This is a genomic window from Alteromonas salexigens (assembly GCF_025628895.1).
In the GTDB taxonomy this organism is placed as follows: Bacteria; Pseudomonadota; Gammaproteobacteria; order Enterobacterales; family Alteromonadaceae; genus Alteromonas; species Alteromonas salexigens.
This window is the reverse complement of sequence record NZ_JAOTJC010000004.1, coordinates 254,691-277,015: the sequence shown is the minus strand read 5'-3', so window position 1 is coordinate 277,015 and position 22,325 is coordinate 254,691. Positions and strand designations below refer to the sequence as shown.

At 52.9% G+C, this 22,325-nt stretch carries 13 protein-coding genes; 9 read left to right on the top strand and 4 right to left on the bottom strand.

The features are described 5' to 3' along the window. The first annotated feature begins 280 nt into the window (after window positions 1-280). A complete protein-coding gene (locus OCL06_RS02350) occupies window positions 281-901 on the top strand; it encodes a flavin reductase family protein (RefSeq protein ID WP_262992337.1) in 621 nt (206 codons plus the stop codon). Between the two features lie 62 nt (window positions 902-963). Here the strand turns inward: OCL06_RS02350 and OCL06_RS02345 are convergent, their stop codons facing one another. Next, window positions 964-1,410: a DUF2721 domain-containing protein gene (locus OCL06_RS02345; protein WP_262992131.1), complete on the bottom strand. Its 447-nt coding sequence runs from the start codon at window positions 1,408-1,410 to the stop codon at window positions 964-966. A 353-nt stretch (window positions 1,411-1,763) separates the two neighbouring features. Here OCL06_RS02345 and OCL06_RS02340 point away from each other — a divergent pair, with 353 nt between their 5' ends. The 3 genes from OCL06_RS02340 (at window position 1,764) to OCL06_RS02330 (ending at window position 5,673) form a co-directional block, all read left to right on the top strand. Beyond that, window positions 1,764-3,785: a TonB-dependent receptor gene (locus OCL06_RS02340; protein ID WP_262992336.1), complete on the top strand. Its 2,022-nt coding sequence runs from the start codon at window positions 1,764-1,766 to the stop codon at window positions 3,783-3,785. Window positions 3,786-4,004: 219 nt separating this feature from the next. After that, window positions 4,005-5,297 (top strand): NAD(P)/FAD-dependent oxidoreductase, encoded by a 1,293-nt coding sequence (locus OCL06_RS02335; RefSeq protein ID WP_262992130.1) that lies wholly within the window; start codon window positions 4,005-4,007, stop codon window positions 5,295-5,297. Between the two features lie 46 nt (window positions 5,298-5,343). Continuing rightward, window positions 5,344-5,673 carry a DMT family transporter gene (locus tag OCL06_RS02330; protein WP_262992129.1) on the top strand — a complete coding sequence of 110 codons (330 nt, stop codon included), beginning with the start codon at window positions 5,344-5,346 and terminating at the stop codon, window positions 5,671-5,673. Here OCL06_RS02330 and OCL06_RS02325 read toward each other — a convergent pair. Beyond that, complete coding sequence (locus tag OCL06_RS02325; protein WP_262992128.1) at window positions 5,670-6,599, bottom strand: LysR family transcriptional regulator; 930 nt, start codon at window positions 6,597-6,599, stop codon at window positions 5,670-5,672. The genes OCL06_RS02330 and OCL06_RS02325 overlap by 4 nt on opposite strands. Window positions 6,600-6,705: 106 nt before the next feature. Here OCL06_RS02325 and OCL06_RS02320 point away from each other — a divergent pair, with 106 nt between their 5' ends. From OCL06_RS02320 to OCL06_RS02300, 5 genes are all read left to right on the top strand, one after another. After that, window positions 6,706-7,206 carry a lactoylglutathione lyase family protein gene (locus OCL06_RS02320; RefSeq protein ID WP_262992127.1) on the top strand — a complete coding sequence of 167 codons (501 nt, stop codon included), beginning with the start codon at window positions 6,706-6,708 and terminating at the stop codon, window positions 7,204-7,206. Window positions 7,207-7,397: 191 nt separating this feature from the next. Then, window positions 7,398-7,835 (top strand): hypothetical protein, encoded by a 438-nt coding sequence (locus OCL06_RS02315; RefSeq protein ID WP_262992126.1) that lies wholly within the window; start codon window positions 7,398-7,400, stop codon window positions 7,833-7,835. A 163-nt stretch (window positions 7,836-7,998) separates the two neighbouring features. Next, a complete protein-coding gene (locus OCL06_RS02310; protein ID WP_262992125.1) occupies window positions 7,999-8,424 on the top strand; it encodes an antitoxin Xre/MbcA/ParS toxin-binding domain-containing protein in 426 nt (141 codons plus the stop codon). A gap of 243 nt (window positions 8,425-8,667) precedes the next feature. Further along, window positions 8,668-11,844, top strand: a complete 3,177-nt coding sequence (locus OCL06_RS02305) for a family 16 glycosylhydrolase (protein ID WP_308445987.1) — start codon at window positions 8,668-8,670, stop codon at window positions 11,842-11,844. 73 nt (window positions 11,845-11,917) lie between these two features. After that, complete coding sequence (locus OCL06_RS02300) at window positions 11,918-14,881, top strand: TonB-dependent receptor (RefSeq protein ID WP_262992124.1); 2,964 nt, start codon at window positions 11,918-11,920, stop codon at window positions 14,879-14,881. 229 nt (window positions 14,882-15,110) lie between these two features. Here OCL06_RS02300 and OCL06_RS02295 read toward each other — a convergent pair whose 3' ends face one another. Further along, on the bottom strand, window positions 15,111-17,183 hold the full coding sequence (locus OCL06_RS02295; protein ID WP_262992123.1) for a S8 family peptidase: 2,073 nt from the start codon (window positions 17,181-17,183) through the stop codon (window positions 15,111-15,113). 164 nt (window positions 17,184-17,347) lie between these two features. Beyond that, a complete protein-coding gene (locus OCL06_RS02290; protein WP_262992122.1) occupies window positions 17,348-22,222 on the bottom strand; it encodes a PAS domain S-box protein in 4,875 nt (1,624 codons plus the stop codon). Window positions 22,223-22,325: the final 103 nt, after the last annotated feature.

Below are 22,325 nucleotides of genomic sequence, written 5' to 3'. Positions count from 1 at the left end.
TACCGATGCCGCACGCCATTAACTACTGCATGCTCTGAAAAGGCGGCGTGGACCGGGTGAACTTTCCTGTTGTCGACGGGCTACGCCAGCCTGGATCGGCGGTGGTGTACCCGGTCTCCCGGCTCAGACTGACGTCTGTTGTTTAGCAGGTATTACTTTAAATCAGCTGCAGAAAAATCACAGGACACCCATCGCGAAAGTCAGTCGGTTGGTAGCTGTAAAGATGGTCAAAAGCCACGTACCATGCGTAGAAGGGCCATAAACAAACAATACGGTGCTAATTACAGTGGATTATCATTACTACGAACCTGCGACGGGGCATCAGCTGCCTCATGATCCGTTCAACGCCATCATCGCGCCCCGGCCAATAGGCTGGATTTCTTCACAGGACAGCTCCGGGACACTCAATCTGGCCCCTTACAGTTTTTTTAATGCGTTCAATTACACGCCCCCCATCATTGGCTTTTCCAGCGTGTGCGATAAAGACAGCCTGAATAATATCGCTGAAACAGGCGAGTTTTGCTGGAATCTGGCGACTACCGAGCTGGCTGCCGCTATGAATGAAAGCAGCGCATCGTTGCCGGCGGACGAAAGTGAGTTTACCCACGCCAACCTGACCGCGCGGGCCTCCAAAAAAGTACAGGTGCCACATGTGGCGCAGTGTCGGGTAGTGATGGAGTGTCGAAAAACGCAGATCCTGCAGCTTACCGACGCCGAAGGAAGTGCGTGTAATACCTGGATGGTGTTTGGTGAAGTTGTGGCGGTGCACATCGACAAGCAGCTGCTGCAGGACGGCATCTATCAGACAACCCGGGCCCGGCCGCTGCTTCGCGGGGGCGGCAGCGGCGATTACTTTACCATTAATGACGACAATAAGTTTGTGATGCCGCGACCCGGGTAACATCACGACAACGTGCCGGGCGCAGTGATGCATCGCCCGTTAACGCAAAAAATTTACGTGGTTTAGCGAATGGTTCTAACTATATTGATGGTTTTGGTGGCCAGGCGGACTTCCACCAGAAACACGACCAGAGACGAAATCAACAGCCCCATCGCTAATACAAACAAGGTAACGACCAGCAAGCGCAGATTGATATTCCACAGCTCACCGGCGAACAGGCTCATGATGACGCTACACACCATCAGGCCAGAGGCCACACACAAACCAATTGCCCAGTTAATAACTGTTACCCGGCGCCACAGCACCAGTATTTCGTGGCGGCGTACGCTGCGTACCTGGTCGTCTGCCGTGAGGGTATGCACGTGGCGCTCTGCAACCCGCACGCGGTCAGAAATGCGCCCCAGCCGTCCTGACATGACGTTCAGAAAGCCGGCAATGCCGGCCAGCAGGAAGACGGGTGCGACGGACAGTTCAATAAGCGCTGACAGGGACGTAATGAGTGTGGGCATAAGTTCGTTGAGCTGGTGACCATGAATGTAGTCAGCTTAATTGATTGTGTGTGAGAACGCATCCGCAAATAACGACAGCGGGCCTTGCCTGAGCCCTTTTGATGGTCAGGGGGGGACGCGCCGTGCTTCATCCAGTCAGGCAGTCTGTTTGTCGTAGTAATCCATAATGGGAGAGGAAATTAGGTACAGTGACACATGGGTACGCAGTAGATGCGCGGGTGACCGCGACGTCGGGATGAGATTTTCAGAATAAAGGTTTAACTATGAGTAAGCAGAAAGGCGTGTTCAGGTGGCAAAGCTTCAACGCGCTGAGCAGGGTGCAGGCAGGAAGCATCTGTCTGTTGGTCAGTGTGATGTGGCCGGCCAGTGCAGCTGACGTGCCCGACGATATTGAGCGGGTGACCACCACCGGCTCGCGATTTGCGCAGCCCTCAGGTAGCCAGCCGGTGGTGATCAGCGATGTGAATAGTGCTGAGCTTGCGCTCACCTCGCCTGTCCACATTGAGCAGGTGCTGAAATATATTGCCGGGGCGGGTGTGCAGCGCGGCAATGGTCAGGAGTATTTGCCTGCGCTGCGCTCTCAGGTTTTCACCGGGGCGGGCGCCTGTGGCGGGCTGTTGACAGCAGAAGACGGGATCCCACTGCGGGCAGCAGGGTTTTGTAATATCAATGAATTGTTTGAAGCACACACCGAGATGGCGCAGCGTGTTGAGGTGCTTAAAGGGCCGGGCTCGCCATTGTACGGCAGCAACGCGGTGCACGGGGTGATTAATGTGATCACGCCGGACACCACACAGGACGCCGGCTTACTGGGCGTCGATTATGGCTCGTATGGATATACCCGGGCAAAGTTTCGGCAAGGCAAAGATTTTGGCCGCAGCGGCGTGGGCATAAACGCCAGCGTCACCCGTAATAGCGGCTACCGCGAAGAAGAAAGCGTGCATCAGGAGAAAGTTAATCTGCGTCATCGCTTCGACGGGCAACAGATTTCACTGACCAGCGGACTTACCTATACCAATCTGGATCAGGAAACCGCAGGCTATATCACCGGTTTTGAAAGCTATAAAGACTCAGCTATCGCCAGCAGTAACGAGAACCCCGAAGCATTCAGAAAAAACCGGTCGCTGCGGGTATGGACCAATGCCGAGTGGGCGTTAGGCGAGGACAGACGCGTGTCGGTCACGCCGTACGTGCGGGATCAGGACATGGCCTTTCGCATGCACTTTCTGCCCGGTACACCGCTGGAAGAAAATGCCCAGCGGGGCATGGGTATCCAGTCATTATACGAACAGTCTTTAAGTGAAACCTGGGGGCTGAGTATGGGTGTGGATGCCGAATATACCGACGGTAGTCTTACCCAGTTTCAGGATACGCCCACCCAGGGCTCAGACTTTCTGCAGGCCACTGTGCCGGAGGGGCAGCACTATGATTATGACGTCGAGGCCACGCTGTGGGCGCCGTTTGCATCATTGCGCTGGCAGCATGAGGCCTGGCAGGTCACCGCAGGGGCACGCTATGAAACCATGCATTACGACTACACCAATAACATGCTGGCGGGGCGTACCCGGGACGATGGCAGCACCTGCGGGTTTGGCGGCTGCCGGTACTCTCGTCCGCCCAGCGGCACCGATACATATCACAACCTGAGCCCTAAATTTGGCGTGAGTTATCAGCTTTCTGCACACACGCAGCTCTACGCCAACCTGTCGCGCGGCTATCGGGCTCCGCAGGCTACCGAACTGTATCGCTTGCAGCGTGACCAGCAGGTCGCAGAGTTAGACAGTGAAACCGCCACTAACGCGGAGTTTGGGGTAAAAGGCCGGGTCCAGGCGTTCACGTATACCTTATCTGCCTATCACATGCGCAAAGACAATGTGATTTTCAGGGACAGCGACTTTTTCAACGTCAGTGATGGCGAAAGCCGCCACCGGGGCATCGAAATAGAGCTGGACTACAGGTTTTCCACCCAGTGGGACCTGGCACTGGCGGCCAGTCATGCGCGCCATACCTATGCCCACGATCAGCTCTCCGGCGGGGTGAATATTAACGGTAATGATATTGATACTGCGCCACGCAACCTGGTCAACGCCCGTCTTGGCTGGAACCCGTTACCTGATACCCGGGTGGTACTGGAGTGGCAGCACATGGATGACTACTACACCGATCCGGAAAATCAGCATAGTTACGCCGGTCATGATCTGCTTCACGTCAGAGCCAGCGCCAGTCTGACCGATGGGCTTACCGCCTATGTCAGAGTACTTAACCTTACTGACGAGGCCTACGCAGAACGGGCCGACTTCTCCGGTTTCAGTGGCGATCGCTATTTCCCGGGCCTGCCCCGTCACGGCATGGTAAGCCTGGAGTATCGGTGGTAATCTAACCTGGCGTGTCAGGGGGACGCCCTCCTGACACCAGTCATCTCAGCCATGCTGTGATCTCAGGCCACCGTATGGCTGAAATGATTGACGTCTGTGCCAGTTACTACAGGTAAGCCATCGCAATGGCTTGCGTCACCTTTTTGTCTGTCAGTCATCGGCAATTGCCACCTACTGTGGCGATGCGTTACCTGTACTAATTGGCAAATGGAATGACGCATGAAAAAAATTATTGTAGTGGGCGGAGGTGCCGGCGGTTTAGAGCTGGTTACCCGGCTTAGCCGCACATTGGGCAAGCGCGGTGACGCCGATATTACGCTGGTAGATAAAAACCGTACCCATATCTGGAAGCCGTTGCTTCACGAAGTAGCAGCCGGCGTCATTGATAAACATTCCGATGGCGTTGATTACGCGATGCATGCGGCCCGTCACCATTATCAGTTTATGCCGGGTACCCTCACCGGGATTAATCCTGACGCACGCACCATTGAACTGGCGGCTTTGTGCGACGAAGACGGTGACGAGATCCTGCCACCACGTACTCTGGAATACGACGAGCTGGTGCTGGCAATAGGCAGTGTGTGCAATGACTTTGGCACGCCCGGCGTGGCGGAACATTGTTATTCATTAGACTCATTGCAGGGCGCCGAAAAATTTCACCGTGCCCTGCTCAATCAGCTGCTGCGTATTAATCAGGGCAGTACCGATAAATCGTCTCTGCATGTGGCTATTGTAGGGGGCGGTGCCACGGGTACCGAGCTGGCGGCCCAGCTGCATCACATCGCTAATTTGGCGAAAACCTATGGCATGCCTGCGATGTCGGCTGAACGTCTGAAAGTGTCGATTATTGAAGCCGGTGACCGGATCCTGCCCGCCTTGCCTGAACGCATTGCCGACTCGGCCAGACAGGCGCTGCTCAAACTAGGGATTGAGGTACTGGAAGGCACCATGGTGGCCCAGGCCGATGCGAATGGCTTTACGACCAAAGCTGATACCCGTATTGATGCCGACATGATGGTGTGGGCGGCGGGCGTCAAAGCCCCTGACTTTCTGACCTCAATGGATATTTTTGAAACCAACCGCGGCAACCAGATCCTGGTAACACCTACGCTGCAAAGTACGGTCCACGATAACATCTTTGTGATTGGTGACTGTTGTGGTATCAAACAGGAAAACGGCCAGTGGGTGCCCCCGCGGGCGCAGTCTGCCCACCAGATGGCCTCGGTCGCGGCTACGAACCTGATCCGTCTGTATGACGGCAAGCCGCTTGGCCATTTCCAATATAAGGATTACGGCTCGCTGGTACACCTGAGCAAGTACAGCACGGTGGGCAGTCTGATGGGCTCGCTGGCCAATTCCAGCATGTTTATCGAAGGGCGGCTGGCCCGGCTGGTCTATGTGTCGCTGTACAATATGCATCAGTTAGCTGTGCACGGCAAAGTGCGCGGCGTGCTGAATATTCTGGTGCGCAAACTAAGCAGTGCGCTTAGCCCGCGACTTAAGTTACATTAATCAGCGTAATGCGTCGGTAGAATTGTTAGGGCAGGAGGACAATAGCATGGTGTACTGGATTTATCTGGCCGTGGCCATTGTGGCGGAGGTGGCCGCCACTTCTGCACTTAAACTCAGCGACGGTATGACCAGACTCTGGCCGAGTTTGTGGGTGATCGCGGGCTACAGTGTGGCTTTCTATTGCCTGGCCCAGGCCATTAAAGTGATTCCGGTGGGAATAAGCTACGCGGTCTGGGCCGGTACCGGTATTGTGCTTATTGCCCTGATAGGTTGGGCGCTGTTCGGCCAGAAGCTCGATCTACCCGCCATCGCCGGTATCGGCCTGATCCTGGCCGGCGTGGTGATGGTCACGCTGGTGTCAGACAGCGTGCATTAGGTAACAGCGGTGCCAGTACTGTGATGCCCGTCATCGGCCAGGTGTTCACCCAGCAGCGACATTATTGCATCAAATCGCGCGGGTAACTGCCGGTTCTTGCGATACACCAAATACAAGGTTTCGGCAATCAGCGGGATATTACTCATGACGCTTAATCGGTCCCGGTAAGGGCTTGCCACCAACACGCTGTAAGGTAACACGGCAAAGCCCAACCCCTGTGAAACGGGTAACAGGATATCGTGGATCTGATTGACAAACCCGCGGGTGGGCAGAGTTTGAAAAGCCACGCTACGCAGGGTATCGGACTCACTATGATCCAGATAAAGCCGGGTGTAATAGTCGCTGTCGGGATGGCGAATGATCCCCAACTGTTGCAGGTAGTCCGGTAACAGTTGCGCGCCCTGAGGACGATTTGCCGGCACAATGATGGCAATGGACTCGCGACCAATTTTTTTGGCAGTAAACTGCAGCGCATCCGGTTTTTCGGTCACCACCCCTAAATCAATATCACCCTGCGCGATGGCACTAAGAATAGACTGGTACGGTGCCGCCTGCAGCTGCATGGTCAACCCAGGATGCTCAGCCTGGTGCCCCAGCAAGTGCCGGTATATTCTCAGCGCCGTGGAGCCGGAGCAGGCAATGCGACAGTCGCCACTCACCGGATCATCTTCCCCTAACGCCTGCAACAGCTTCTTTTCTTCTTCAGCCACCGCCAGTGCATGGCGGTACAGCAAATCCCCCTGTCGGGTTAAATCGAACCGTTTGCCATAACGGTTAAGCAGGGAATAGCCACACACTTCCTCCAGCTTCTTAATATGCTGACTCACCCCGGGCTGAGTCATAAACAGGGTGGTAGCGGTTTTAGTAAAGCTACCGGTATCGGCCAGTACCCGGAACGTCTGCAACCAGACTGGATTAATCTTCATAAAATTACATTATCAAATTTAAAAATATTGATAATTTATCATTTTGTTTCTCTTGGCGTAAGGTACCCGTATACAAAATTCGAACTGTAACCAAAGGGGGTTATTCATGACACCGTACCCAAGAACGTTTTCACATATCGGCTTGTCTGTTCCAGATGTAGAAGCTGCCGTAAAATTCTATACCGAGGTGCTGGGCTGGTATCTCATTATGAAGCCCACCGTCATTGAAGAAGACGACAGCGCCATTGGTGAAATGTGCACTGACGTATTCGGAGCAGGTTGGGGCTCGTTTAAGATCGCCCATCTGTCCACCGGCGACCGTATCGGGGTAGAAATATTCCAGTTTAACGGTCAGGAAGATCCGGAAAATAACTTTGAATACTGGAAAACCGGTATTTTTCATTTCTGTGTACAGGATCCCGATTTGGAAGGCCTTGCCGAGAAAATTGAAGCGGCCGGCGGTAAGCGTCGCATGAAAGAGCCACGTTACTATTACCCAGATGAGAAGCCATACCGCATGATTTACATGGAAGACCCGTTTGGTAATATTCTGGAAATCTACAGCCACAGCTATGAATTAACCTATTCCAGTGGCGCTTACGAGTAATATCGGTGAATGGCACGGGTAACCGTGCCATGCATTTTCTGTTTGGTTAGCCAATCTTTACACGCAGGCGCGTAACAGGATTACTGGCTGGTTTGGCAGGCTATGGATCGCAGACGATTATTCAATATCTGCTGGTACTGAGAAACCCGGTTGGCTACTGACTGTTACTGCTATAAGTCTCTTCTGAAACGATGAAATTTATCCACGGTGAATATAATCTGACCCTGTGCGGCGAACATCTGATAACGCACGCGTATGGTCCGTGGAATCTGGAGTGCGTGTACGCCTACACCCGGGATTATGTGCAGGAGGTGGCGCCTGTTTACGGTGCCCGCTGGGCAGACATTACAATTCTCGAAGGTGAAAGCCTGATGGTGCCGGCGGCTGAGGCGCGCTTGCGTCACGGCATTGCCATTGCTGCAGAACATGGTCTGGCATCAGTCGCGCTGGTGTTGGAAAACTCCTCGGTGCGTAACAGCACCCGCGCGCAATTAGATAATATCTATGAAGCGCATTCGCTGCCTCACCGGTTCTTTGATCACTATCAGGACGCACTACAATGGAGCCTGCAAGCCGGCTACGCACTGGATAGGCGCGCTGAACGGGTTCATTTTCAGAAGAACCGCTAATTTTTCTCGGCTGGCTCAGTAACTGCTCATCACTAACCCATTGTGGTCGCATCCAATTACTAACCAAAACACCCGAATAACGCCTTATTAACAATTGTGGAATGTATTTCGCAAGGGATAGGCGGTGTTACGTTGTTTTATCTGCAAAGCAAGGGGAAATTCTATGACCGTCGCTGCCACACAACCCGCTGTCGTCATGAAAGCATTCACCTGGGCTTATGAAGAACTGGGCTGGAATAACGTGCAAGCTGCTGATTTTTTAGGCATATCAGAAACCGCACTGGCGCAGACCTCGCTGGTGGGGTTTGATACCGATGCTCACGAGGCGGCGCTGCAACTCGCCTTCATCCGCATGTATCATTTACTCTATGCTATGTCAGATGGTGACACCGAAGAGATGCGAGCCTGGCTGGTTCGCTATAATCCGCATCTGGGCACTCACCCGGAAGCACTGTGCTCCTCGCTGGCAGGAATAGACAGCATCAATGACTATCTGGAGTCTTCACACACCAGCACGCCCCCGCCGGCCATGGAGTTTGCCTTGCCCCGTCGCAAGACGGAAAAAGAGGATGAATTCATCCATCGCTAGGCGCTGCTTCAACCCATCTGTAATCTCAAAATGAGGGTCGTCTCCCCGACAGGGCGACCTTACGCTCATACTAAAGTACCTGATCAAAATTTAAGTAAAGTTATTGTTAAATATTTTTTCCTCCGCTATATTTGGTTAACAAGTTGTAAGCGCTTACAGAATTTTTAACGAGATTTTGTAAGCGCTTTCAGTGGTGGGTGCTTTTTAACAAAGTGTGCAGATTACATTTCGGGGCTGAAAAAAATGAAATACACAGCAACTCAACTTTCCCGGCTGGTGACCGCTATTGCAGCGGCAACGCTTGTCGGGTGTGGTGGTGGAAGTGCGGAGACTGAGTCCGACTTTACCGCCGTGGATGCTACCGCACCGGTTTCTGACTGGGAACTGGTTTGGAGTGACGAATTCGATGGGGACACCATCGATGACAATAAATGGACGCATGAAGTCAACTGCGAGGGAGGCGGTAACAATGAGAAGCAGTGTTACACCGATGATCCGGCCAACTCTTATGTCGCTGATGGCAATCTGCACATCGTGGCCCTACCTTCTGAGGAAGGTGCTCCTAAACCCTACACATCAGCGCGACTGAATACCCGGTATAAAGCAGACTTTAAATATGGGCGCTTTGAAATGCGGGCCAAGTTGCCGTCAGGTCAGGGCAGCTGGCCGGCATTCTGGATGTTACCGACTGATTACGTGTATGGTGGCTGGCCAAAATCTGGCGAGATCGACATCGTTGAGTCAGTCAACTTAAAGGCGGCCCGGGAAGACGGCACGCCTGAAGATTTTGTATACGGCACCCTGCATTACGGTCAGGACTGGCCAAACAATGTCAATTCAGGCAAAGCCTATGAGCTGCCCAATGATATGAATCCGGCAGATGGCTTCCATACCTATGCAATCGAATGGCAGGAAGGCGAAATTCGCTGGTATGTCGATGGTTACCTGTATCAGACTCAGCGCCAGTCAGAAGTGCGTTACAACAGCAAAGGTGAGGCTGTTGGTCTGGCCCATCGTGGCTGGTTCGCCGAATACTTTGACCAGGGCAGTGGTGAGTTAACCACCCACTGGGACAGCGCACCATTCGACCAGGAGTTCCACTTACTGCTGAATCTGGCCGTAGGCGGGAACTGGCCTGAAAACGTCAATGAACTGGGTATTGATGCTGACGCCTTCGCTGAAGGACAAACCTACGAAATTGATTATGTACGGGTGTATCAGTGCGCCTCTGATTTTGACACAGGCAGAGGGTGCGAAACGGTGCGTCCGGGCTACGAAAGCCTTGACGATGCACTGGTAGAAGGCAAAGCGCCAATCCCTACCCCGCCCTCAAGCGGCATCCCACAAAACCTGACTATTTTTGATGGCACCCCAAATCCAAACTGGGCGGCCTGGGATTGCTGTGGCGGTTCTACGCCTATGCTGGTAGACGATGCCGACCGTGGGGATGTGTATGAATTTTATGTAAACGATGCACCCACCGTTAACGGTTTCATTACCCGCAGCGAGTTTTTGACTGATCCGGAAGGGCAAGCCAGCCCGTTTGATGCGTCACCCATTGCTGAGAACGGCAGTATCAGCTTCGACATGAAGGTGGTAAGCGCGCCCACAAATCCGGATTCTACCTGGATGTTCAAGGTAGAAAGTAATAACAATACCACGGCCGTGGAAATGCCTTTGGCTAACAACCCGGCTGGCACGACGCCAGTGGTAGGCGAGTGGGTAACCTTTGAGTTTCCACTGCAAATGCTGGCCGATGCCGGGCTGGACCTGTCCGCTATTGATGTGATTATGGTGTTCCCTGCCTGGGACACGGGCTCGGGTGCAGTTTATCAGCTGGATGATGTGCAAATTGCGCAGGACGGCGTCAGCTTCCCTGAGCTGGTGATCTTCGAAGACGAAGAAAATCTCGACTGGCCCATGTGGGATTGCTGTGGCGGTTCTACCCCCACCGAAGAAATGGATGAGGATCCCGATCACGGCATGGTTGCCCAATTCATGGTAGGTGCCGATCCTACTGTAAATGGCTTTATCACCCGTCCGGACGCCGGTGGCGGTAACAAACCATTTGATGCCACCAGTATCATTGAAGAAGGCGTTATCCAGTTTGATTTGAAAGTCGTGGATGCGCCGGCTAACCCGGATTCAACCTGGTTGTTTAAAGTTGAGGCGGATAATGCTGCGACGGCGGTGGAACTACCCCTGACCGAAAGTCAGGAAGGTGTGGCACCGACTACCGGTGAATGGCAAACCTACACCTTCGCGATCAGCGACCTGGTAGCAGCCGGTCTGGACGCGTCAGCTATTGACGTGCTGATGATCTTCCCTGCCTGGGGAACGGGCGAAGGTGCATTGTACCGGGTTGATAACGTTAAAATTTACTACCCTGATGCGCCCTCACCGTCAGTACCTGGTTCGCTGACATTGTTTGCCGACAGCGCTGCTGACCAATGGTCTATCTGGGATTGCTGTGGCGGCAGTACGCCTACCGAAGAGCAGGATGACGATGCCCACGGCACAGTGGCGCAATTCATGATTGGTGCAGCACCGACCGTTATGGGATTCCTGGCCGATGATGGGGTGTATCACGATGCATCAGCGCTGCTGGAAAACGGCGTGGTACAGTTTGAAATGAAGGTTGTCTCAGCACCGAATAATCCGGACGCAGAATGGTTCTTCAAGATTGAGTCGGGCGATGCGGCGACCGCAGTGGAGTTACCGCTGAGCGCGAGCGTCGAAGGGCACACCCCGCTGGTAGGCCAGTGGCAGACCTATACCTTTACTTTGCAAACACTGTTTGATGCCGGTCTTGATATCAGCAGCATCGACGTGGTGATGGTGTTCCCTGGCTGGGGTACAGGTGAAGGTGCGGTGTATCGTATCGATAACGCGATTATCGGTGTGCCTGCGCCGCCTCCGGAAGGCGAGATCACCCTATTTGCCAATACCGCTGCCGAGCAGTGGTCAATCTGGGATTGCTGTGGCGGCTCTAAACCTACCGAAGAGCAGGATGATGAAGCCCACGGCACTGTTGCAGAATTTGTGATTGGCTCAGCACCTACCGTGATGGGTTTCCTGGCTGACGATGGCGTATATCACGACGCTTCAGCCATTCTGAACGGCGGTGTGGTTCAGTTTGAAATGAAAATCGTAGATGCCCCTGTTAACCCTGATGCCGAGTGGTTCTTTAAAATTGAGTCTGGCGACACGGCCACGGCAGTGGAGCTGCCATTAACGGCCAGCGTCGAGGGTGAAGCACCGGTGGTCGGCGAGTGGCAAACCTATACCTTTACCTTACAGACGTTGTTTGATGCCGGCCTGGACATCAGTGCTATCGACGTAGTGATGGTATTCCCTGGCTGGGGAACCGGCGAGGGGGCCGTGTACCGCATCGATAACGCAATAATCGCCGCACCATAGCCGGACGGCAAGGACTGCAGCGGGGTGATGTGCCCTGCTGCAAGAACTGAATGCTTATATGAGAATGATAAACATGACACAGCATACATTTACCAAAACCCGTCTGGCGGCGACCCTGGCGGTGGTGCTCAGCACCGGTGTCCACTCTGCGGTGGCACAGGAAAGCACCGACAGTGATAACCTTAACGATAATGCCCAACCTGTCGAGGTGATTGAAGTACAAGGCATTCGTGGCAGTTTAATTAAAGCCATGGATATTAAACGTTCTAACAACGGTGTGATGGACGCTATTTCTGCTGAAGAAATGGGGCGCTTTCCAGACACTAATCTGGCCGAGTCCCTACAGCGTATTACCGGTGTGTCGGTAAGCCGTTCAAACGGTGAAGGCAGTCAGATTACCGTGCGGGGCTTTGGACCAGAGTTCAACCTGATTACCCTGAACGGACGTCAGATGCCGGGTACCGGTTATACCCGTTCATTTAATCTGGAAAACTTATCTTCTGAAGGGGTTTCAACCCTGGAAGTGTTTAAGACCGCACGGGCTGCGACGCCCAGTGGTGGCTTAGGTGCTAACGTGAATATCGTTACCACCAAGCCTTTGAATAACCCGGGTCAGCGTTTTTCTGTAATGGGTAAAGCCATTCATGACAGTTCAGTGGAAGAGGGTGACGAGGTAACGCCAGAAGTGGCCGCGGTGTACAGCAACACGTTTGCTGATGACACCCTGGGCTTGGCCGTTTCATTTTCTCACCATCAGCGGGATTTCCAGCGTCAGCAGGCCAACGTCCAGGGCTGGCAGGCGAACGTAGCACTGCCGGACTCACCGAGTGGCACAGTGATCGACCCGCGTGCCGTGGACGATGAAGGCAACCGTATTGGTAACCACTTCTTCCCCAAAGACATGAACTACGGCATCGACAATGTGGAGCGTGAGCGTACTAACGCGCAGGTCACCCTGCAGTATGCGCCCACGGATGCACTGACCTTTACCGCAGATTACACCGCCAGTAACGCCGTGACCGGTGTCAACAGCATTGGCTGGGGGATCTGGAATGAGTTTGGCGGTAACATCAACGGCTATGAGCTGGACGAAAACGGCACCGCCGTTTATGCCGATATTGCCGGTAACGACGGTTCATTTACTGCCGCAAAGAACACTACAGAAGTGGATGCGGAATCTATTGGCTTTAACGTGGAGTGGATGGTCAGTGACGACTTAACTTTTTCACTGGATTACCACGATTCCAGCAACGAAGCTGACAATGGCGCAGATCCGGGCAGCGGTAATGCCGGTCAGGTGATCCTGGGTTCTGATCAGCTTATCAGTAAAGTTTATGATTATCGCAACGGCGAAATTCCACACGCGTACATCAACTGGGCGAACGGCACGACGGTGCTGCAACCGGGTGAAATTGATTCCAACTTCAGTCAGTTTATTCATTCACCGGGTAAGTCTGAAATAGAACAGCTGCAGCTGGACGGTCAGTGGTATAACTCGGCGTTCGATATTCCCATGGTAGAAGTGAAGTTCGGGGCGGCCCGCACGGAACAAACCATGGGTGGTACGACGGCGTGGAGTGGTCTGCGCGGTGGCCCGGGCTTTAATCCCTCGTTTACCGAAATATTCCCGGACAGCATGTTCACGCTTAACAGCACGGCGGGTCTGCTTGATCAATTTGCCGGTGGTGGCGCTGACTTACTGCCCTCTTATTATTACACCTATGACTTCGACGAGGCCGTGGCGCGTCAGATGGCGTTCCTGACTGAGGCATTGATGGGCGACAACGTGTATGTGCCAGATGCTTACTTTGATGGCATCGACAGCGAAAGCTATGTGGAAGAGGTGACTAACAGCATCTATGTGCAGACTGACTGGGAATTTGAAGTGGCTGACTTCCCGGTAACCCTGAATGTGGGTGTGCGGTATGAAGAAACGGAAGTTACCAGTACGGTGCGCCAGCGGGTAGAACAGCAGGTGAACTGGGTGAGCCCGTCAGAATGGATCATGCAGTATGAAACCGGTGGCAGTGACAACTTCCTGGTGTCGGAAGGCGATTATGACGTATTCCTGCCTATGTTCGACGTGCGCGTAGACATTACCGATGATCTGATTGGTCGTGCTTCCTGGGGTAAAACTATCTCACGTGCACCACTGGGCGCACTGGCCGGTGGCCGGGCGTTGAGCGGCAGTCCCAAGCCAGGTTCACGGACCGGTGGTCAGGGGAATACTAATCTGCTGCCGTTCGAGTCTACAAACCTCGATTTCGCGCTGGAATATTATTACGACGAAGGCAGCTATGCCTCGGTTGGTTACTTCCGCAAAGACGTAGACAACTTTATCCAGACCCAAATCACCGAAACCACTATTGAAGGCTTGCACGATATCTTTAATGGCCCACGCTACCAGCAGGCCATTGCCGATATTGAGGCACGTGGTGATCAGGCAGACAGCAATGCGATTTATGAGCAGATGCTGGCGAACGGTCATGGCAATGCCGATGGCGTGATCATGCCTGATGGCTCGGACCCGTTGATTGTGTGGAACATCAGTCAGCCTACCAACACCGACAGTAAAATGGTGGACGGTTTTGAAGTAGCGGTGCAGCACCTGTTCGGTGAGTCTGGCTTTGGTATCGGTGCTAATGCCACCTTTGTGGATGGGGATGTCGAGTTTGATGTAGACAGCCTCACTCAGCAGGCACCGCTAAATGGCCTGAGTGACTCGGCTAACGTGCAGCTGTATTACGAAAAGCATGGCTGGTCGGCGAAAGTGACGTACGCATGGCGCGACTCCTATCTAATAGGTGTCGGTCAATCGCAGGGCTCTTCGGATGCCCCACCGCAGTTCGCACGCACTTATGGCCAGTGGGACGTAAGCGTTCACTACGATATTACAGAAGATCTGACGGTGTTCTTTGAAGGAATTAACCTGAATAACGAGACCGAGCAGGGATACGGCCGTTATGAAGAGCAGTTCCTGTTTGCCCGTCAGTATGGTCCGCGTTATGCGCTGGGCTTGCGGTATATCTTCGAATAACACGTTGTAATGCCGGTGGGTGTCCTCACCGGCTTGTGTACCCTGGGGGTTATTGCCAGAGCTTTTGCTCTGGCTTTTTTATATATGGGACAAACATTGCTGGTCATGAGGGAGAATGTCCCTGCAGGGGTTTGTGACCTTAAAAGTACAGCGTCAGAGACTGGTGGTATGAGTCACAACATAAAAAAAAGCCCGCCAAAGCGGGCTTATTAGTTAGAGTTACATGTCGTTACTGCGCGGTAGTGATATCCGTCGTAATTTCAAACGGGGTTGCGACGCTAATGTATCCGGTAACGCGCAATTGATAAGTACCCGGTTGATCAGTGAAGTATTGAATGACTTCAGGGTTTTCCAGCGATGCGCTTGAGGCAACTTCTTCACCAGCGGGATTAACCAGATAGAAATCTAAATCAGCAACGCCTGACCAGCTCAGTGTGGTTGTGAGGCTTACATCATTTTCTGTGATTTCAAGCGGGAACTCCTGAACTTCCAGGTTCTCAGCTGACGCACCCATGGTGCCGTTATCTACCTGTTGGCGCTCAGAGTAAGTCAGGTCGCTGTCTACGGCTGTACCGTCCACATCCATTCGATCAAAGTACATATATTTATTCAGCATTCTGACTTCCAGGTCGTGTAGACCTTCACCTAATCCATCGAATACTACTGCAACATCTTCCGGTGAATTTTTCGAGGCTGAGGCACTGTATACGGTGGCTACACCCATAGACTGGCCATCCGAAATAAGCTCTACCGATGCAGGTTCGTCGTCTTTAACCAGGAAGTGCAAACGGACCCGATCACCCCGGACAGTAGCAGTGAACGATGAATTCGCACGCTTGGTTTTATGCACCGTGTTTTCAAATGCATGCTCATTATCTTTGTCGTACCACTTTCCGATATAGGTCAGGAACTCACTGGTATCATCAACGCTGGTCCATTTACCCTGACTTGCCCACAACGTATTGCCATTAAGGAAGTCGACGCGATTACCAATTACAGAGTCAGCTTTTTCTACCGCGGCACGGACATTTATATATCCTGCACCCACTTCATGTGGGGCATAATCCATCGGATCCGCTGTTTCTTTAATAATTTGCTCAATCTGATCAGGCGACAGCTGCGGATTTACTTCTAGTAAGAGCGCGGCTACCCCTGCCACAAACGGCGTCGCCATGGAGGTACCACTGATAGTATGGTAGTACGCATAGTATTCAGGATGATCCGGATCGGCAACCGGACCTAATGCGCCTATTGCGGTATTTGGTGCGCGGGTAGAGGTAATATTCTGCCCAGGCGCAGTAATATCAGGGAGTTTGTATTCACTGCCTGCGACGCCGCGGCTGGAGAAATCAGCCAGTGTTTTATCGCTGGTGCCGGCCGCCACGTTTATTACCCATGGGGCTATTGCATACTGGTTCAGCGTGTCTTCTTCCGGTCCTGAGTTAGAGGCTGCAAAGCTGACCACCATGCCATTTTTATAGGCTTCAAAAGAAGCTTTATTAATAGGGTTATTAGGATCGAACGATGCGCCATCACCGCCACCCCAGCTATTGGTAATAATATCGATGTCCAGGCGATCCTGGTTCGCGATGGCGTAATCAAACCCGAGCAGGGCGTAAAGAATTGACACGCCTTCTCCCGCACCAAGGCCAACCAGGCTTGAATCCGGGGCAATACCTGCATGGTAATTAGGGCGACGCTCATCATCGGCTGATACAGCCCCAGTACCACCCACTGTGCCGGCAACATGGGTGCCGTGGCCTGAACTGGTATCACTGTTAGGCACACCTTCAATAAATGCGTTGCGGCCGCCTGCTAAGTCCAGGTCGCCGACAATTTTTACGTTTTCTACCGTTTTACTACCTAATTCAAGATCGGGGTGCGTGGCATCCACTCCGGAGTCAAGGACAGCAATCGTCACGCCTAATCCCGTAACGTTATAGACATCCTGGACATAGTGACCGCCAGTAATCTGGCCCGAAGTATAGTTTTTATATTCCAGTTGCGCGTCAGCATAAATGCTTTCTACTGACGGATTGTCAGCAAGCGCTTCAATCTGCGATTTTGTGAGCGTAGTGCCGGCCATGGGCATTGATTGCAGCGCAAGGTAAGGTACGTTCAGGGATTGCAGTACTGAGTTTACGTCTTGTTTATCGTTCATCGAAACGATGACATTAAACGGACCTGCTTGTGTTTCTAATGATTTAGATAGTTCTGGACCGATGAGGGCATCGGCACTTGCAAGGCCTGAACATAGCAGTCCTGACGCAATGAGGCTGAGTGATAAAGTAGGGTTTTTCATTTTCTTACTCCAAGAGAGTCGGGATGACCCGTTAAAACTGACAAACTATGGAGCATAAAAAAATGGGGGGTTACCCCCAGACTACTATTTAATCAGATTGTAGACCTTTTTCACTTGTTGCTGATTAGGCGCTGCTCACTGATTTAAGCTTCACCGACAGCGAATTAACTGACCAGGTGTGAATAGATGACCCTTAATGTTTTTTGTAAGTTTTGTCTGGCGATAGGCCAGAATATGGAAATGTTGTCGACATTTTTGGCTTCACAGTCGGCCTGCAATCGCGTGGCCATATCATTGAGCGGTTCAGCCGGAACGGTATTCAGCACGGTAGTCAGTTTGCGGGTAGCTAATAGCATACTTTTTGTGTCACCGTCGTTCACAGCCTGGTCGGTTTGGGCTACTGCGGCTGACAAGTTTTCCATAAGTGATGTCAACGACTGTGCCAGCGAGCCAACTTGCTGCTGTTGCTGTAAATAAGGCAATAAATCAAACCACACGTTGGCGTCTGCGGGCATGGGTAAATTAGCGAACTCGGGCACGTCTCGCTGCGGTTCGCGTTCACCAGCTTCTTGATGAAGCTGGGCTTTTTGAGCATCTACCAGGACTTTTTCCTGTTCAGCCAGTTTACTCTTGCTGTCGTTAAGCTGGGTTTGCGCCTGAGATAATGCGGCTTCTTTGCTAGAGAGCTGTGATTTACTTTCTTGCAGTTGTTGTTCCAGCGCCTGTAGCTGAGAATTCAGCTCGCTTTGACTGGAGTCCTGTTCCTTCAGCGACGCCCGGGTTTTGGCGTAGTCGGCTTCCACGGCGGCAAGCTTTTCGGTTAACTCACGCTGTTGCTTGCTCAAATCCTCAATATGCTGCTCGCGGGCGTGCAGCGTGGCCTGTTGCGCGGCTACTTGTTCCTGCAATTGCTGCTCGTGTGCCTCGCGCTGGCCTAGCTGCTCATTAAGTGCGGCTGCTTCCTGGCGAGCAGATTCCAGAGCTGCCTGCAGCTTATTTTCTTCTTCGCGCGTCAGTGAAACTTTGCCCTCGGCATCACTTAACGCCTCGCGGCTCTGCGAGAGTTGCGACTGCATAGCGGCATTCTGTGATTCAGCTTGCTGCAGTGCTGCCTGCAATTGTTTTTTCTGCGCCTCAATTTCTTCGTGATGCTCACGCCATTGGGCGTCATTGCCAGACATCATTTCCTGTTGTTTGGCAGCGCGTTGGGCCACATCCGCGAGTTCGGCCTGCAGTTGCTCGAGTTTGTCCTGCTGGGCTTGTCGGCTTAACTTTTCTGCTTCCATCTGCGCTTCACGATCCTGAAGAGCCTGATGAGCAGCTTCCAGTTCGGCCTGCTTATTGGCTAATTCTTCAGCCAGTCTTTGCTGCTCTCGGCTCCGCTCAGCCTCGCTGGCCGACATGGCTTGCGTCTGTTCCGTTGCCCGCGCTTGCATAGCAGACATTTCTGCCTCAAGTGAGGCCAGTTTTTCCTCCTGCGCCAGCCGCGCCTGCTTTTCCTCTTCCATCAGACGCTGACTGGCGTGTAGTGCTTGTTGTGCTTCGTCCAGCTGTTGTTGTCGGCTTTGCAGGGCTTTTTCCAACTCGGCTTGTTCGGCGCGCCGGGCCTCATCGGTATCCTGAATAGCCTGTTGCTGCGCTGCTGAGGCGCTCTCCAGGTTTTGCAGTTCTTGTTGCAGGTTATCGAAGATAGCTTGCTGGCGCGCTTTTTCGGCTTTTTCCGCTTGGGTTTGTTGCTTGGCATCCTGCAAGAACGTCTGAGTATCCTGAAGTTGCTGTTGCTTTCGTTTCAGTTCTGCCTGTAGGCGGGCATGCTCTTGCCGATGCTCTTCGTTAAGTGCCGCCAGTTTTTGCTGCTGCAGCTCTGCATTGGCTCTGGCCGACTGCATTTCCTCTTCCAGCTGGTCCAATATTTTCTGCTGGCGGGCTTGTTCATCTGTGGCGGTTTGGTTCTGCTCGATAGCGGCCTGAAGATTCTCAGTAGTTTCTGCTAACTGAGTCTGTTTTTCCTGCAGTGCACGCTGTAGCTCTTCATGCTCGGCCTGACGCTGCGCTTCCCTTTCTGCCATTTCTGCTTGCTGCGTGGCCGCACGTTGCTGCGCTTCTAGCATTTCCCGCTGCAGTCTCTCCAGGGTTTGTTGATGACTGGCCTTCTCTTGTTTGTCCTGTTCCGCTTGTTCGCGAATAGCAGTCAGGGCAGACGCTGTTTCTTCCAGCTGGGTTTGTTTAGCGGTCAGCTCTTTTTGCAGTTGTTCGGCGTGCGCCTGCATGTCGCCTTTTTCCTGTTGCGACATGGCTTCGAGCATTTCCATCTCATGCTGTAAATGCTCAATATTACGGGCTTTAGCTGATAATTCTGCTTCTGCTTGGCGACACGCCAGCTCGATTTCACGACGCTGACGCTCTGCTTCAGCACTGGCTTTGCGCTGATTGTCCAGCTGCGTTTTGAGTTTGTCTGAGGTATCTTGCGAACTGGTCAGTTGCAATTGCAGCGCGTTAATTTGTTCGCTGACGTCGGCTAACTGAGTGTCTTTGTCGGCAATAGATGACCTTAGCTCGTCTATTTTATCCCGGTAGCTGTCCACTTCTGTTTGCTGTTGCTGCTGAGCGTCTTTTAACCGCGCTGTTTCGCGGCGACTTTGGCTTAGCTGATCCTGCGCCTGTCGGTATTGTTTCTCACTGTATTGAAGCTTGTTGGCTATTTGATGGCGCTGAGCCTCCAGGCGGCCAACCTTGGCGCTGGATTGCGCTAATTGTTCCTCCAGCTGGCTATTGGCGCGCTGAGATTCAGCCAACAAGGCTTGGTTCTCCTGATACTCTCCCTGCAAACTCGCTAAATGCGCGCTTACATCCTCATGGGCCTGCTGCAGGTGGGTAATAGTCGCCAGCTTTTCCGATAAATCATCTTCTGCGGCATTGAGCTTTTGTTCGGCGCTGGCCAGGCTCTGCTCTGTTTTCGCCAGTACGGCCGCCCGCGCGGATAGCTCGTGCTGACTTGACACCAACTGCTGCTGGGTTTCAGCGACCTCAAGTTGCGCAGCATCCCGTAACTGTACCGCTTCCTGGCGCGCCGCGTTCGCTTGTTCCAGTGCGCGCAAATCCACCCACAGGCAGATAATCGACTCCAGTTCTCCGTCACGCACTAACGGTATCAAGGTTAGCTCACTGGGCAATGTCTGATTCTGATAACGGTGCTGCCAGGTAAAGGTTTGCACCTGGCCGTGGGTGCGGGCAATAGTCAGTTTACTGGTTAAGGCGCTGACATCCTGTTCAGGCGCATTGAGTAGTGGTGCATCTGGGCCAACTCCCAGTAATTCATCTTCATCCTGAACCCCGAAAAAGGCACAGGCGGCGGCATTGAGGTGTGAAAACCCGGTTTCGGTCAGCACCGCTACCGGGATGCTTGCATACTTCAGTAATCGTTCGAAGCGGTTATTTAAGTAGTCCTGCTCATCCCGGTCTGCTACCCAACACACGAACTGTTCCGGGATCTCACTGATTTTGCTGGCATACATGGTGGCTGACACGGACCCATTTGCTCCCTGCACGGCAACGGGCAGTTCCGCAAACCTATCCTGACGCTGTAATTTACGCAGCGCATCACCGGCCTCATTATCTTTCGCAAACAGATCTTCGAAATGCTGTTGGCACAGGGTGCTGGGAGAGGTGTCGAGCTGGTTAGACAGCGTCTGATTTACTTCCACAATGGCATGTTCGGCATCGAAAATCGCCACGCCCATGGGGGCGTGGTCGATAAACGCGCGCAGGCGTTGCTGTGATAACTGATGTTGCTTGTCTAACCTGACCTGCTCAGAAATATCTTCAGCAATGACTAACAGGCCAGACTGGATGCCGTCCTCAAATATCCCTTGAGTATGAACTCGCAGTGTTTTTTGCTGTTCGCCAACGGTGATAGGCAGGGTTGTAGTAGAGGAGGCCATATTGGCTGGCCGTGTGTGCAAGGCGGTGAAAGCGTCATCAAAGCAGGGTAATTCATCGATTGCTTTGCCCTTAATGCGCATGGGATCCAGCCCGAATGTACTGGCGAACTGTCGGTTACACTCCTGCACGCGATGATCAGCATCTATCAGGTAGCAAGCGTGAGGAAGTGTGGAGGTGACAGCCTGAAACCGCTGAGTGGCCTGGCGCGCCTGAGTCTGTTGCGCTTGTTCACCAGCTTTACTGGTCACAGTCAGATGTATTAGCTGACGGCTGTCGTGCGGGCCGGTATACGGATATGCAGACAGCCTCACAGGAATGAGACACCCACGTCCCTGCAAGGAAATTTCAGCCGCATCGTGTCGACCTTCCCGGGCGGCATCCAGAACCCGGAGCAGTGTTGATTTGTGCCCTTCGGTAGAGATGAGTACAAGTTGGTCGGCCGCAGTCACGGGCGACTTAAGCTGATTGCTGAGCCAGCGACTGACAGTGACGGTATTGTCATGGTCACAAACCGTGATCACGCCAATATGCTCATCGTCCCAGAGTGTCATCAGGTGCTGATGAAGCGCGTGGCTATCGTCAATACTTTGCTGCAGCCTGTGAATGTCGTCAAAAATTAACTGCCCGGTGCAGCCAGTAAGTTCCGGCAATTTGGGTATAACTCGCACCCGGTACTCACGGTTGCGGGCAGGCAAACAAGTATGCAGACTTTGCTCTTTAGCACCGCGAAGCGCTTTATGAAGTGGCTCGGAAAGTGTCTCAGGAAGGTAGTTGTCAACAGACTTTCCTGCAAGCGACTCTGCTTTCTGCCCGAGTATATAAGCCGCCATCCGGTTGGCGTACAGGATACGATAGTCCTGATCGTAGAGTACGATGCCGCTGGCTAGGCTATCAAATTGGGCCTGGGCTTGAGTGAGTTGTTGCTGGTGCTTTGACAACGACCGTTGCAGGTGACGGTTTCTCAGCCAGTTGCTAATACAAAGAATCAAAAGCGTGACCAGGGTTGCTGATGCCGCCCAAAAAACCGCAGAAAATAACCAGCCAGGTAATGACTGTACTTTAGCCGTCACCGCGATCGCGGGCATTGGGGCGAGCATAAGCCATCCACACAGCGCGGTGTATATCAGCGGAGTGGAAAGGCGGCCGGAAAGCGTCATGAAAGGTCCGTATCTTTACAGTTACAACTGAATACCAGTCTAA

What these genes read in the sequence shown, in the direction of transcription:
- OCL06_RS02345 (WP_262992131.1), bottom strand. Translation starts at nt 1,410, where the DNA reads ATGCCCACACTCATTACGTCCCTGTCAGCGCTTATTGAACTGTCCGTC.
- OCL06_RS02340 (WP_262992336.1), top strand. Translation starts at nt 1,764, where the DNA reads ATGTGGCCGGCCAGTGCAGCTGACGTGCCCGACGATATTGAGCGGGTG.
- OCL06_RS02335 (WP_262992130.1), top strand. Translation starts at nt 4,005, where the DNA reads ATGAAAAAAATTATTGTAGTGGGCGGAGGTGCCGGCGGTTTAGAGCTG.
- OCL06_RS02330 (WP_262992129.1), top strand. Translation starts at nt 5,344, where the DNA reads ATGGTGTACTGGATTTATCTGGCCGTGGCCATTGTGGCGGAGGTGGCC.
- OCL06_RS02325 (WP_262992128.1), bottom strand. Translation starts at nt 6,599, where the DNA reads ATGAAGATTAATCCAGTCTGGTTGCAGACGTTCCGGGTACTGGCCGAT.
- OCL06_RS02320 (WP_262992127.1), top strand. Translation starts at nt 6,706, where the DNA reads ATGACACCGTACCCAAGAACGTTTTCACATATCGGCTTGTCTGTTCCA.
- OCL06_RS02315 (WP_262992126.1), top strand. Translation starts at nt 7,398, where the DNA reads ATGAAATTTATCCACGGTGAATATAATCTGACCCTGTGCGGCGAACAT.
- OCL06_RS02310 (WP_262992125.1), top strand. Translation starts at nt 7,999, where the DNA reads ATGACCGTCGCTGCCACACAACCCGCTGTCGTCATGAAAGCATTCACC.
- OCL06_RS02305 (WP_308445987.1), top strand. Translation starts at nt 8,668, where the DNA reads ATGAAATACACAGCAACTCAACTTTCCCGGCTGGTGACCGCTATTGCA.
- OCL06_RS02300 (WP_262992124.1), top strand. Translation starts at nt 11,918, where the DNA reads ATGACACAGCATACATTTACCAAAACCCGTCTGGCGGCGACCCTGGCG.
- OCL06_RS02295 (WP_262992123.1), bottom strand. Translation starts at nt 17,183, where the DNA reads ATGAAAAACCCTACTTTATCACTCAGCCTCATTGCGTCAGGACTGCTA.
- OCL06_RS02290 (WP_262992122.1), bottom strand. Translation starts at nt 22,222, where the DNA reads ATGCTCGCCCCAATGCCCGCGATCGCGGTGACGGCTAAAGTACAGTCA.